This is a genomic window from Streptomyces sp. NPDC002742, from assembly GCF_042888885.1.
Taxonomy (GTDB): Bacteria; Actinomycetota; Actinomycetes; order Streptomycetales; family Streptomycetaceae; genus Streptomyces.
Genome location: NZ_JBIAQF010000012.1, coordinates 186,470 through 198,163 on the forward strand (window position 1 = coordinate 186,470; position 11,694 = coordinate 198,163).

12 protein-coding genes and 1 pseudogene are annotated in these 11,694 nt (G+C 66.6%); 9 read left to right on the forward strand and 4 right to left on the reverse strand.

The window, feature by feature from the left end; translation table 11 throughout:
- The first annotated feature begins 510 nt into the window (after positions 1-510).
- The 3 genes from ACFYW8_RS23060 (at position 511) to ACFYW8_RS23070 (ending at position 2,302) form a co-directional block, all read left to right on the forward strand.
- On the forward strand, positions 511-735 hold the full coding sequence (locus ACFYW8_RS23060; RefSeq protein ID WP_389079004.1) for a hypothetical protein: 225 nt from the start codon (positions 511-513) through the stop codon (positions 733-735).
- The gene (locus tag ACFYW8_RS23065) at positions 732-1,625 is read left to right on the forward strand and encodes a helix-turn-helix domain-containing protein (protein WP_389079008.1); all 894 of its coding nucleotides are present in this window, start codon (positions 732-734) and stop codon (positions 1,623-1,625) included. The genes ACFYW8_RS23060 and ACFYW8_RS23065 overlap by 4 nt, the downstream gene beginning before the upstream one ends.
- A gap of 176 nt (positions 1,626-1,801) precedes the next feature.
- Complete coding sequence (locus tag ACFYW8_RS23070) at positions 1,802-2,302, forward strand: DUF1932 domain-containing protein (RefSeq protein ID WP_389079011.1); 501 nt, start codon at positions 1,802-1,804, stop codon at positions 2,300-2,302.
- On the opposite strand, the gene ACFYW8_RS23075 is transcribed toward ACFYW8_RS23070, so the two are convergent.
- Positions 2,299-2,490 carry a hypothetical protein gene (locus ACFYW8_RS23075; RefSeq protein WP_389079015.1) on the reverse strand — a complete coding sequence of 64 codons (192 nt, stop codon included), beginning with the start codon at positions 2,488-2,490 and terminating at the stop codon, positions 2,299-2,301. The genes ACFYW8_RS23070 and ACFYW8_RS23075 overlap by 4 nt on opposite strands.
- Before the next feature lie 371 nt (positions 2,491-2,861).
- Between ACFYW8_RS23075 and ACFYW8_RS23080 the strand changes: the two genes are divergently transcribed.
- The 4 genes from ACFYW8_RS23080 (at position 2,862) to ACFYW8_RS23095 (ending at position 5,384) form a co-directional block, all read left to right on the forward strand.
- On the forward strand, positions 2,862-3,404 hold the full coding sequence (locus ACFYW8_RS23080; RefSeq protein ID WP_389079019.1) for a hypothetical protein: 543 nt from the start codon (positions 2,862-2,864) through the stop codon (positions 3,402-3,404).
- Between the two features lie 682 nt (positions 3,405-4,086).
- A complete protein-coding gene (locus tag ACFYW8_RS23085; protein WP_389079023.1) occupies positions 4,087-4,452 on the forward strand; it encodes a DUF6313 family protein in 366 nt (121 codons plus the stop codon).
- Between the two features lie 70 nt (positions 4,453-4,522).
- The gene (locus ACFYW8_RS23090) at positions 4,523-4,828 is read left to right on the forward strand and encodes a hypothetical protein (protein ID WP_389079027.1); all 306 of its coding nucleotides are present in this window, start codon (positions 4,523-4,525) and stop codon (positions 4,826-4,828) included.
- 22 nt (positions 4,829-4,850) lie between these two features.
- The gene (locus tag ACFYW8_RS23095; RefSeq protein ID WP_389079031.1) at positions 4,851-5,384 is read left to right on the forward strand and encodes a pentapeptide repeat-containing protein; all 534 of its coding nucleotides are present in this window, start codon (positions 4,851-4,853) and stop codon (positions 5,382-5,384) included.
- 399 nt (positions 5,385-5,783) lie between these two features.
- Here the strand turns inward: ACFYW8_RS23095 and ACFYW8_RS23100 are convergent, their stop codons facing one another.
- A complete protein-coding gene (locus tag ACFYW8_RS23100) occupies positions 5,784-5,960 on the reverse strand; it encodes a hypothetical protein (RefSeq protein ID WP_389079034.1) in 177 nt (58 codons plus the stop codon).
- Positions 5,961-6,147: 187 nt separating this feature from the next.
- Between ACFYW8_RS23100 and ACFYW8_RS23105 the strand changes: the two are divergent.
- Positions 6,148-6,273, forward strand: a pseudogene (locus tag ACFYW8_RS23105) (DUF5710 domain-containing protein); the annotation flags it as partial.
- Positions 6,274-6,489: 216 nt separating this feature from the next.
- Entirely contained in the window at positions 6,490-6,876 is a 387-nt protein-coding gene (locus ACFYW8_RS23110; protein WP_389079424.1) for a hypothetical protein, read from the forward strand.
- A gap of 292 nt (positions 6,877-7,168) precedes the next feature.
- Here ACFYW8_RS23110 and ppdK read toward each other — a convergent pair whose 3' ends face one another.
- Positions 7,169-9,919 carry a pyruvate, phosphate dikinase gene (ppdK, locus tag ACFYW8_RS23115; protein ID WP_389079039.1) on the reverse strand — a complete coding sequence of 917 codons (2,751 nt, stop codon included), beginning with the start codon at positions 9,917-9,919 and terminating at the stop codon, positions 7,169-7,171.
- Between the two features lie 454 nt (positions 9,920-10,373).
- The gene (locus ACFYW8_RS23120) at positions 10,374-11,600 is read right to left on the reverse strand and encodes an ROK family protein (protein ID WP_389079044.1); all 1,227 of its coding nucleotides are present in this window, start codon (positions 11,598-11,600) and stop codon (positions 10,374-10,376) included.
- Between the last annotated feature and the right edge of the window lie 94 nt (positions 11,601-11,694).

Here is an 11,694-nt window from a genome sequence, read left to right on the forward strand (position 1 = left end):
GGGTTGACCGGGGTTGTCTCCTGCAATCACCCGACGGTCTTCTACGTCCTCGAAGGGACGCGGCCTCACATCGTCAGGCTCGACGGGCAAAGGCCTTGCACCTCTACGTCGAAGGGACAGAAGTCTTCAGCAAGCTCGTACGCCACCTGGGCACCAAGCCGAACCCCTTCCTCCAGCGCGCTACACCTGGGCCGGCGAGCGAAGAACCCCAACTGTCCTTGTGCAGGGGGCCTGACCTGCAGTGCGGACGGCGAGGCCCCTCGCGGCAAGACGAGGGGCCTCTGGCCGCACATCCGGGTCGGGACGTTCAGCAGTTCTATTGGGCCCTGAACTGCCTCACATCTCAAGGGCCCCGAGAAAGTGTTTACAAGGTCCCCCAGCATCTACCCCCCTCGGGTACCTGGGGGGTTCCATAGTTGCTGTGGTCGAAGCACGGCTGGCAAGAGCCGAGGCCACTTGCAATCCGGGTCTATTTGGGGAGTTGAGCGCCCAGTGCCTTGGCGTTCCTTCATGCAGAGGCTGATCACCTTCGGAGCGGCTGCCAGCCTGGTGCTGGTGTTAGTTCTCGCCGCCAGCGTTCAGGTGACCGTTGCCTTGGGGGCAGTGACAGCAGTTGCCATCGTCGTCCGCGACATGGTCGGTCCGGGGGGTGGGAGTGCCGGGGCCGAGATGCCAGGGATCCAGCTGCCCTCCCTCCCGAAGGAGGTTAAGCAGGAGGACGGAGAGGGCGAATGACGACCAGCATGAAGCCCCTTTCGGACGACCTTCCAGAGGGTAAGAAGAACCTGGCGAACGCGGTCCGGAAGGAGCTCGCGGAGTCAGGGAAGACGTTGCGGCAGGTGGCCAACGAGGCTCATGTCAGCCCGGCAGCCTTGTCGCTCATCGCCAGCGGGCGGCGTAAGCCGTCGGACACCACGCTCGACAACATCCTCCGTGCAACCACCGCTCACTCAATCCGCCGCACACCACGGTGCAAAGCGGAGTTGCCCAAACGCTCATACCTCACCGATTCCTGGAGAGCCCTTCTTAAAGGAGCGGCGCTCATCATCATGGCGGTTATGACCGGCGTGGTGGCCTACCTGCATATGCCCGGCCCTCGGGCCGAGAACCATTGCGGGACTGCTGTCTGCGAGAACCAGATCAAGGGGCGCAACTACTACCCAGGGAATTCACCTGACCCGGGTACAGAGGGCGACTACTGCGACGACGGGTGCTACGAAACAGGGGGCAATATGCCAGAGGATGTGGGAGGGAAGCCAGGGACTTCGTCTCCGCCCCCGTCCCCGTCCCCGTCGCCGTCTCCGGGGCTCGCGCCCTGGCCGGAGGGGCAGCCGAGAACGTCCGGCTTCCTGGCCTTGGGCGGCGGGGCGGTGGAGCTCTTCCTTCACCGAAATGATCGGGAGCCCTCAACATCGGAGGAGGACTTGGTCAAAAAGGTTGGTGTTGAGTGCTGGTCCGTGGGCCCTGACCAAAAACAGCGATACCTGGTGCGCATGGAAGACGGCGACACCCGCTTTCGAGGTAAGTGGTTCTGGGTCGATAGGGAGAACGTGGGGCTAGAGCCTGAACCAGGCGAAAGGCAGAAAGCACCAGCGTGCCAGTTGAAATGGCACACTTTTCGCTGACTGCTAACGGCAAGTGTCGTCAAAGCGGTTCGGCACACGCGGCCAGCGTGGGGTACGGAGCGTGACTCGGCTCCGTACCCCACATTGTGCGCTTCTGTCAGTGATCCCGTCTTAGCTGAGAGCCGCCTCCATCATGTCGGCGGTCCGGTCTTCCTCCGCTTGTTGTGGACGGCTCCGTGATCGGGTCTCCGCCGTCGGATTCGAAGAGCCCTCGCCTCTACCTTGCTGGACCGACCGAGGCTCTGTCGGCAGTCGTCCAGCTCTTCGCCGGAAGCGTCGCGCAGACGCGTCCCCTGTCGGGCGGGATCGGGAAGGCATCCGCCCTCAAGCTGTCGTACAGCAGCTACCAAAAAGCCAGCCGCGCACTGGCCGCCGTTGCCTATGCTCTCGCCAGTGACCACGGGGTGGAGGCGGAGCTACTGGACATCGCCCAAGGACATACGACCAACTACCTCGCAGAGACCACGTACTTCCCGAAGGTCGCCGCTCGATCATGGCGCTGGGGACCAGAAATGCGGGAAGCCGCGCATGCCCTCGAAGAGGCCGGCCTTCCCACTGACCTGGCTGACGCCGCGGCCACCGTGATGGGTCGGTGGACGGGGCTCAAGAACACCTCGCCGGATCTTGCGCTCGTACTGGATGAGCTGCACAAGGGCCCGCGGTGCGATCCCAGCTAGACCATCAGCTCCCGCAGTAGCTCGATGACCTCCGCGACACGCTGCTCCACGGCGTCAAGGTCGCAGAGGCCATCGGTCCATTCACGACCACCGGCCACCCAGACCGTGCGCAACCCCTCAACTCCGGCGCTCCATTCCGCCCTCCGTTTCACGACCTGCTCCGTGACCTCTTCTTCGATTTGTTGCAACCGGCATTCTTTGCCCCCCGTTTGCCCCAGCTCAATGACCGAGCCGTCATGGACCACAGATCATGACAAAGGGCGGGGGTATACGGCTGCGGACTTTGGCAGAAATTGAGGTCCGGCCTTTCCCATACCGCAAAGCGCATGGACCACCGCTTTGAGACGTAGGTCACTTCAAGCGTCGCGGGTGAGGGTGCGGAGCGGTGCGAATGCGAGCCAATCCCCTCACCCCCGCGCCCTCGGCGAGGCCCCGTCCGCGCTCCTTGTCCCGTTGCATGAGGAACCGTCAAAATGCTTGTGCACAACGGAACTTCGCCTCTTCGCGAGATCTCATTACCCTCAGCCGAACCAACGAGCTTCCTTGGAAGGACTCATCCGTGCTGAGAATTGCAAGCGCCCTTGTTTCGACGGCTGTTGTCGCGACCGGCATTGTCGCCGTCACCGCCGGCACCGCCTCCGCCGCGTGCCCTCCTCCGTCTCCCGGCAAGAGCTACCGCATCACCAACAAGTCGACGGTGAGCAAGTCGACCAACCTGCACAGCGACTGGGTGTACGACAACCTCGGCGGCAACCTCACCTACAACCACTCGAAAACCGCCACGACGAGCGCCAGCGGCACGTGGGGGGTCGAGGCCGAGGCCGGGGTGATCTTCGCCAAGGCGAGTAAGTCGTTCAGCGTGACCGTCGGCAAGTCCTGGTCGAAGTCGAGCAGCTGGAGCTACTCGATCCCGGCGAGGAACAAGGCGGGCAAGACCAAGGTCCGCATGACGATGTTCCACGAGTCGAAGAAGTTCCTGGCCACGAAGTACACGTACTCCTTCGACGCCCGCTGCAGGTACCACGAGAAGAAGGTCTGGGCGAAGTGGTTCACGGCCCCCGTGAAGAAGGACTCGAACGTCTGGGGTCTTGAGTGGAAGTAGCGGAAGGCCAGGGGCCGACCACCACACGCTCGGCCTCAAACCGTCCGTGTCCTCCAGGCAGGCGGTGCGCTGTCACCGCCTGCCAGGCGCAGCGGTTCTGCGCTTAAACGGCCTCTTACGTCAAGGTGGAACTCACCTACGCTGATGGCCATGGCTTCGACTTCGGTCAGCAACCACAAGGGGAGAGAGTTCGTCAGGGTCGTTTCTCGCATCTGACGGTCGCCGCGTTGTCCTGATCGTTGTCCAGTTCCCCTACGGCCGCCACCGTTCGCTGCCGTACACGCAACCCATCTGACCTGCCGCGTGAACCCCTACGGACACCCTCGAACTGTAATGCGGACAGTTGGAAAGCGTGTTGGGGGCAACCCCTCACAAGTTCGAATCTCGTATCCTCCACCAGTGCCTCACCGGGCACGATGCCGAAGGGCCCCGCTGCTTGCAGCGGTGCCCTTCGACGTTGCCCGTCTCGGTTTCCGTCTCAGTCGGATTTTTTTGGGTTCCGGGCCGGGCCATCCGTGGGCCGTGCGAGGCTAGCCGACGACGACGTCAGGCAACGGCCGCCCGGAACCCGTCCCTGTTGAGCGCAGCCGCACCGCTATGCGCCGGGCACACACGTCAATTCCTGCCGTGGAGGCCGTCGTTCGCCTGCCGGGGAAGCGATCTACCCCCTACCGTGGGCGATGTGTCCTCCGCACCAGCCCCCGCGCCCGGCGGGCCCCCGCCACCCGGCCGACGGCAGCGGCTGCGGCTGCGGCTGCGGGCACGCTGGGCTGACCGGCACGCCTTGCCCCGGTTCGGCTACTGGCTGCTCAGCCGGGGCGCCGTAGTGCTGACGGTGTGTGGTGCCCTGTACGTGCTCAACGGGTTCGTGATCGGCTGGGCAAACGTCTACACCGTCCTGACCGGCATCACCTCGCCCGCGGCCGTCCGCCCCCAATGGTGCGCTTGGCCGCTGTCCCTGATCGGCTGGGCTGCGATCCCCGCCATCATCGGAGCGGCCGCCGGCTACGTCATCACCGAGCAGATCCAAGTCCACCACGCGAGCTGAGCGACGTCCTCGACGAACTGCGCCGCCTGGCCGAACCCCCCGGCCCGCCACCGCCATCCGGGAGCGGTTCGTGATCACCCTGCATGAGGTGTACGAACAGGGCAGCGAGGCCGTCAAGGCCGCAGTCCTGGCATTCGGCGCCCGTCACCCTCTCGACGGCGCAGAGCCGGACGTCGAACCGAACTGGAAATGGGCAGAGAAGCACTTCACCCACCTGATCGAGGTCATCATGGGCACGGCAACACCCCCGCAGACTGGTACTACAGCCACCGTGCGCCGGGCCGAAAACGAAGCCGTCGGCATCCTCCTGGCTGTCAACGGCCAGCCCAACTACCTCTGTCCCATCTGTGTCAAGCGGCAACGGCCCCGGTTATGAACCACCGGCCTACCCTGGAGACGTGGTGACGGACATCGAACGAGCCGAGCACGCAGCCCGCCTGCGCGGACTGCTCTACCTCGCCTGCCCCGACGCCCCCGCCACCGCGATCACCGCAACCGCGGAGGCCATTGCTGAGCACGCAGAGGAAACGCACCAAGAGCCAGTCCTCCAAGCCGCTCAGCTCAGCCAGCCCAAGCACACTGCGGACCAGCTGGACCTGAGTTGCGCGGACCTGACCGACGCGGACCTGACCAGCGCGAAGCTGCACCGCGCGGACCTGACCATCGCGGACCTGAGCGGCGCAGACCTGAGCGATGCGGACCTGACCAGCGCGAAGCTGACCGACGCGAACCTGACCGACGCGAACCTGAAGGGTGCGCGGCTCGCAGGTGCTGCGCACATGCTCCTGCCGGTAGGAGCGGCTTGGGATTCGCATACAAGATGGCCTGCCGACCTGGCATCGGTTGTTATCGAGCAGTCCGACGAGGTGAGTCCGGGCGTCTACCAGGTGCGAGGCGGGCAGAGCCCGGACAGGAGCACCGTCCAGGTATGACGAGCCCGGCGCCTGCGTCTCTCGCATCGGGCAGATGGTCGCGGCATGGCCAACGGGGCCAAGGGCCGAGCACCGCAGAGCCGCAACCTTGATGACAGCTACTACAGCCAGTGCCCCAGGCACGCCGTCGCGTGGAGGCAGTGCAGCGCATAGCCCTCTTAGCAGCTTCTCGCCAGGGGCGCCGTCCAGGTCAGCGGTCCTAGCGCCGTCTCAGTTTCCGTCTCTTTCATGGCCGCACGTCGCCGTTCAGGGTCGTTCGCTCGGCTCCGTCAGCCGTGTCGTCTGCACGAGATTGAACGCCCCTGAACAACCCCGGATCATGCCCCGAACAGCCCGGACAAACCTGCAAAGCGAGTTACGTGCTGGTCGCTGCACGCGTACAGGGGCCAATCGCCGCTGCTACTGCTGCCGGGCCTCAGTGTTCTCTCGGATCGCGGCGGCGACGTCGAGCAGGGCGTAAGCAATGGCCGCCAGGCCCTCCCCGACGGCGTCGGTTCGGTCCTCGTCGCCCGTCCGAGCCGCCGCCGCGTCCGCCTTGCCCTCTGCGTAGCCCCCATACACGCTTTGCTGCGGCATTCGTGGCTCCTCCCTTCCCTCCGGCCCCTCCGGCGGGTCTTTGCTGCCTCCCCCACTCGGGGCAGCGCCAAGCCTCAGAACACGCCGGCCTCACAGTCCGATCGTTACGGTTCCCGATAAGCCCACCTAAGCGCTCTGACGCCCCATAAGATCCGGTAGTCAACAACTTGCGGCATTGGGAGGGGCCATGGGGGTCTCGCGTACGTGGCTGGACGTGAGTTACCAGGAGAAGGATGAGGCAAAGGCGGCCGGCGCCCGATGGGACGCCACTACACGGCGCTGGTACGCCCCGCCTGGTCGGGAAACCTCCTTGGAGCGCTGGCTTGCTGGCCCCGCCGTACCGGAGCTTCTCCCAGGTGAGGACCGGACGGTGGGGCAAGGCCTGTTCGTCGACCTAGTGCCGTCTTCCTGCTGGTTCACCAATGTCCGCTCCTGCGTCTCGCCAAGGGACTGGGAACGTCTCCGTCGGATGATCACTGGTAGGGCAGGCCAGCGGTGCGAAGTGTGCGGTGCCGCACAGGACCGTGATGTGAAGCGCTGGTTGGAAGCGCACGAGCGGTGGGTGTACGACGAGGACCGACTCGTACAGAGGCTGCGCCGTCTGATCTGCCTGTGTACCGACTGCCACACGGTCACCCACTTCGGTCTAGCCCAAATTCGTGGGCAGGCGCCAGAAGCGTTGCTGCATCTGATGAACGTCACTGGCATGACGGAAGAGCAGGCGCACGCGCACGTTGCCGATGCCTTCAAAATCTGGAGGTCCCGGTCCGAGCGCAGCTACGAACTGGACCTGTCCATCCTGACGAATGCCGGCATCAGCCTGGCGCCTCCACCGGCAGCGGACTCCCGGCCGTCGATTGCTGCTGATGCGCTGCGTCGCGGGAGTATCCCGCCTCAACCTTCTGGGGGCGCGTAGCGGGGAATGATCCCTCAAAGCGCCAAATCAAGGCGGGTCTCTGCGCTGCCGACGCGTGACGGGACTCAGCCGCACCCAGAGGGCACAACGAGGGCACAACGGCCTCGCACAGGTTCAACGGCAGCCAACGCCACCCAACGCCGTTTCCCCTGGTCAGCACCGTACCTTGACAGTCCCCGCAGACCATGCCCGAAGGGGCGGCACCCCCGCACAGGGTGCCGCCCCTTCGTTCTGGATGCCGGGGCCGTCGCCGGTCGGTGAGGGTCAGGTGACCGGCGTGGCTCCGGGGTCTCTACCGGTGGTCGCTGCCCTTCGAGCTGGAGGCCGCGCGACCCGCTTCCAGGCGGGCGACGGGGATCCGGAAGGGGGAGCAGGAGACGTAGTCGAGTCCCACCTCGTGGAAGAAGTGGACCGACTCGGGGTCGCCGCCGTGCTCGCCGCAGACGCCCAGCTTCAGGTCGGGGCGCGTCGCGCGGCCGGCCTGCACCGCGGACTTGACCAGGGAGCCGACGCCGTCCTTGTCGATCGTCTCGAACGGGCTGACGCCGAAGATGCCCTTCTCCAGGTACGCCGTGAAGAAGGAGGCCTCCACGTCGTCGCGGCTGAAGCCCCACACCGTCTGGGTGAGGTCGTTGGTGCCGAAGGAGAAGAACTGCGCCGCCTCGGCGATCTGGCCGGCCGTCAGCGCGGCCCGCGGCAGCTCGATCATCGTGCCGATCGCCAGCTTCAGGTGCACGCCGGTGGCGGCCTCGACCTCGGCGATGACCTGGTCGGCCTCCTCGCGGACGATCTCCAGCTCCTGGACGGTGCCGACGAGCGGGATCATGATCTCCGCGCGCGGGTCGCCCTTGGCGTTCTTGCGCTCGGCGGCCGCCTCCGCGATGGCCCGTACCTGCATGGTGAACAGACCGGGGATGACCAGGCCGAGGCGTACCCCGCGCAGGCCCAGCATCGGGTTCTGCTCGTGCAGCCGGTGGACGGCCTGAAGGAGACGCAGGTCGTTCTCGTTGGAGTCCTTGCGGGACTCGGCGAGCGCGACGCGCACCGACAGCTCGGTGATGTCCGGAAGGAACTCGTGCAGCGGCGGGTCCAGGAGACGGACCGTCACCGGAAGGCCGTCCATCGCCTCGAACAGCTCGACGAAGTCCTTCTTCTGGAGCGGCAGCAGCCCCTTGAGGGACTCCTCGCGCTCCGCGTCGGTGTCCGCGAGGATCAGCCGCTCGACGAGTTCGCGGCGGTCACCGAGGAACATGTGCTCGGTGCGGCACAGGCCGATGCCCTGCGCTCCGAAGCGGCGGGCGCGCAGCGCGTCCTCGGCGTTGTCGGCGTTGGCGCGCACCCGCAGCCGGCGGACCCGGTCGGCGTACGCCATGATCCGGTGCACGGCGGCGACCAGCTCGTCGGCGTCGTCGGCGCCCGCGTGCATGCGGCCCTCGAAGTACTCGACGACCGGGGAGGGGACCACCGGGACCTCGCCCCGGTAGACCTTGCCCGTGGAGCCGTCGATCGAGACGACGTCGCCCTCCTCGATGACGATCCCGCCCGGCGCCGTCATCCGGCGCCGCTTGGTGTCGACCTCCAGCTCCTCGGCGCCGCAGACACAGGTCTTGCCCATGCCGCGGGCCACCACGGCGGCGTGCGAGGTCTTGCCGCCGCGTGAGGTCAGGATGCCCTCGGCCGCGATCATGCCGTCGAGGTCGTCGGGGTTGGTCTCACGGCGGATCAGGATGACCTTCTCGCCGGAACGGGACCACTTGATGGCGGTGTACGAGTCGAAGACCGCCTTGCCGACCGCGGCGCCCGGCGAGGCGGCGATGCCCCGGCCGATCTGGTCGACCTTCGCCTCGTCGTCGAAGCGCGGGAACATCAGCTGCGCGAGCTGGGCGCCCGTCACCCGCTGGAGCGCCTCGGCCTCGTCGATCAGGCCCTGGTCCACGAGCTGCGTGGCGATACGGAAGGCCGCGCCCGCCGTGCGCTTGCCGACGCGGGTCTGGAGCATCCACAGCTGGCCGCGCTCGATGGTGAACTCGATGTCGCAGAGATCCTTGTAGTGGTTCTCCAGGGTCTCCATGATCTGCATGAGCTGGTCGTACGACTTCTTGTCGATCGACTCCAGCTCGGCGAGCGGGACCGTGTTGCGGATGCCCGCGACGACGTCCTCGCCCTGGGCGTTCTGGAGGTAGTCGCCGTACACGCCCTGGTGGCCGGAGGCGGGGTCGCGGGTGAAGGCGACGCCGGTGCCCGAGTCGGGGCCGAGGTTGCCGAAGACCATCGAGCAGACGTTGACGGCCGTGCCGAGGTCGTGCGGGATGCGCTCCTGGCGGCGGTAGAGCTTGGCGCGCTCGGTGTTCCAGGAGTCGAAGACCGCGTGGATGGCGAGGTCCATCTGCTCGCGCGGGTCCTGCGGGAAGTCCCGGCCGGCCTCGGTCTTGACGATCTTCTTGAACTTGGTGACGAGCTTCTTCAGGTCGGCCGCTTCGAGGTCCGTGTCGACGGTGACCTTCTTGAGGTGCTTCGCCGCCTCCAGCGCCTCCTCGAAGAGCTCGCCGTCCACACCGAGGACCGTCTTGCCGAACATCTGGATGAGACGGCGGTACGAGTCCCACGCGAAGCGGTCGTCGCCGGACTGCCGGGAGAGGCCCAGGACGGACCTGTCGGAGAGTCCGATGTTCAGGACGGTGTCCATCATGCCGGGCATGGAGAACTTCGCCCCGGAACGGACGGACACGAGCAGAGGGTCGTCGGCCTGGCCGAGCTTCTTGCCCATCTTGGCCTCGAGGGCGTCGAGGTGCGCACTCACCTCGTCACGCAGTGCCGCCGGCTCCTCGCCACTGTCGAGGTAGGTCTTGCACGCCTCGGTGGTGATGGTGAAGCCGGGCGGGACGGGAAGCCCCAGGTTGGTCATCTCGGCAAGGTTGGCGCCCTTGCCCCCGAGGAGGTCCTTCAGGTCCCTGTTGCCCTCGGTGAAGTCATAAACGAACTTCGCTCCGCCGACGCCGCTTTCGCCGCTTTCAGCTACGTGGGGATCTTTGTTTTCCGACACGAGTCTCGACTCCTCGACGTCGCGGTGGCTGCCCTGACGACGGGGAACATACCCAGATCGAAGGCGTCTGGGTACGTCCACTTGCGCGTCATGCGCCTGTAACCATTCGTCCGCCACCAGATCAAAAGTCAAGCCTTGGCAAGCCATCGGGTGGCGATGTTTTCACTTCTTGAACGAATCAACGCTCACAGATCGCTCTAGACGCTCAGGTGAGCGAGCTTCGACACGTCTGAGTTTAATCGATGAACGATCAGAGGGTGGCACTGAGTGCCACCCCTTTGGGAAGTGCAGTCGCTCAAGATCCGCTCATCTGAGCGTGACCCCTATCAAGGGTGGCGAGAATCACGCCACCGGGAGCAGTCAGATTTCATCATGCGGACCACGATCCGGACACGACACACGGTTGTCACATGCCTATCCCCCGCACGGGTGACCCCGGACGGCGGGCGTCCGATCACACACCGAGGGCCGCCAGCCGCTCCTCGGCCCGCTCCGGTGCGTACAGGTACTCCACGACCATCGCCCCCGCGCCCACGAGCCCGGCCCGCTCACCGAGACGGGAGGTCACCACGTCCAGATGAGCGGTGGAACGGGGCAGCGCCCGCTGGTAGAGGAGCTCCCTGACACCCGTGAGGAACGGGGTCCCGGCCAGATCCCCGGCGATCATCAGTACGCCCGGGTTGAGCAGCGTCACCACGGTGGCCAGGACGTCCCCGACCTGGCGGCCCGCCTCACGGGCGAGCGCCATCGCCTCGGGGTGCCCGGTGACCAGCAGGTCCCGCACATCGGAGCCGGACGCGGCCGGGACCCCGGACTCGGCGAGCCTTCGCGCCACCGCGCCGCCACTGGCGACGGCGGCCAGACAGCCGTACGACCCGCACCGGCACAACGCGTCGGCGCCCACCCGGATGTGCCCGATGTCCCCGGCACCGCCGTCGATGCCCCGGTAGACGGTGCCGCCGACGACCATGCCCGCGCCTATACCGGTGGAGACCTTGACCAGCGCGAAGGCCGAGCAGTCCGGATAGCCGGCGCGCTGCTCCCCGTAGGCCATGAGGTTGGCGTCGTTGTCGACGAGCACGGGGACGCGAGCGGTCCCGGTGCCCGCGTGCTCGGAGAAGGCGCGGCCCAGCCGGCCCCTTATGTCGTAGCCGTCCCAGCCCGGCATGATCGGCGGCTGGACCACCCGGCCGGTCTCGCTGTCCACGGGGCCCGGCACCGCGAGCCCGATGCCGCAGACGGCGTCGGCGCGCCGTCCGGACTTCTCCACCAGCTCGGCGAACCAGCGCCCGAGCTCGCCGAGCACGGCCTCGGGACCGTCGTCGATCACCAGGGAACCCGCGTGCTCGGCGAGGATCTCGCCGGTCAGGGTGAGGACGGCGGCCCGGCCGTGCCGGGTGTCGAGGTCGGCGGCGAGGACGACGGCGTGCTCGTCGTCGAACTCCAGGGTGATGGAGGGGCGGCCGCCGAGGGGTGAGTCGACGGGCCCGCCGGCCCCCTCGCGGAGCCAGCCCGCGCGGAACAGCCGGTCGAGGCGCAGGCCGACCGTGGCCCGCGACAGACCGGTGGCCCGCTGGAGCGCCCCGCGTGTGGTCGCGCGGCCACTGCGCACCAGTTCGAGCAGTTCTCCGGAGCTTGCCTGGTTACCGGTCTTCACGGTCCTCCCCGCCCTTTCTGTCATGCGCACCCTCTTGCGTTCCCCAACTCTGCATTACATATTGAGTTTTGCGTGTTAAATAGACGTAACCCTACGGCAGCTACTGCCGAACCGGTCG

Bases quoted from the DNA above. Each gene is read 5' to 3' on its own strand.
- ACFYW8_RS23060 (WP_389079004.1), top strand. From the start codon at position 511: ATGCAGAGGCTGATCACCTTCGGAGCGGCTGCCAGCCTGGTGCTGGTG.
- ACFYW8_RS23100 (WP_389079034.1), bottom strand. From the start codon at position 5,960: ATGCCGCAGCAAAGCGTGTATGGGGGCTACGCAGAGGGCAAGGCGGAC.
- ACFYW8_RS23120 (WP_389079044.1), bottom strand. From the start codon at position 11,600: ATGACAGAAAGGGCGGGGAGGACCGTGAAGACCGGTAACCAGGCAAGC.
- ACFYW8_RS23065 (WP_389079008.1), top strand. From the start codon at position 732: ATGACGACCAGCATGAAGCCCCTTTCGGACGACCTTCCAGAGGGTAAG.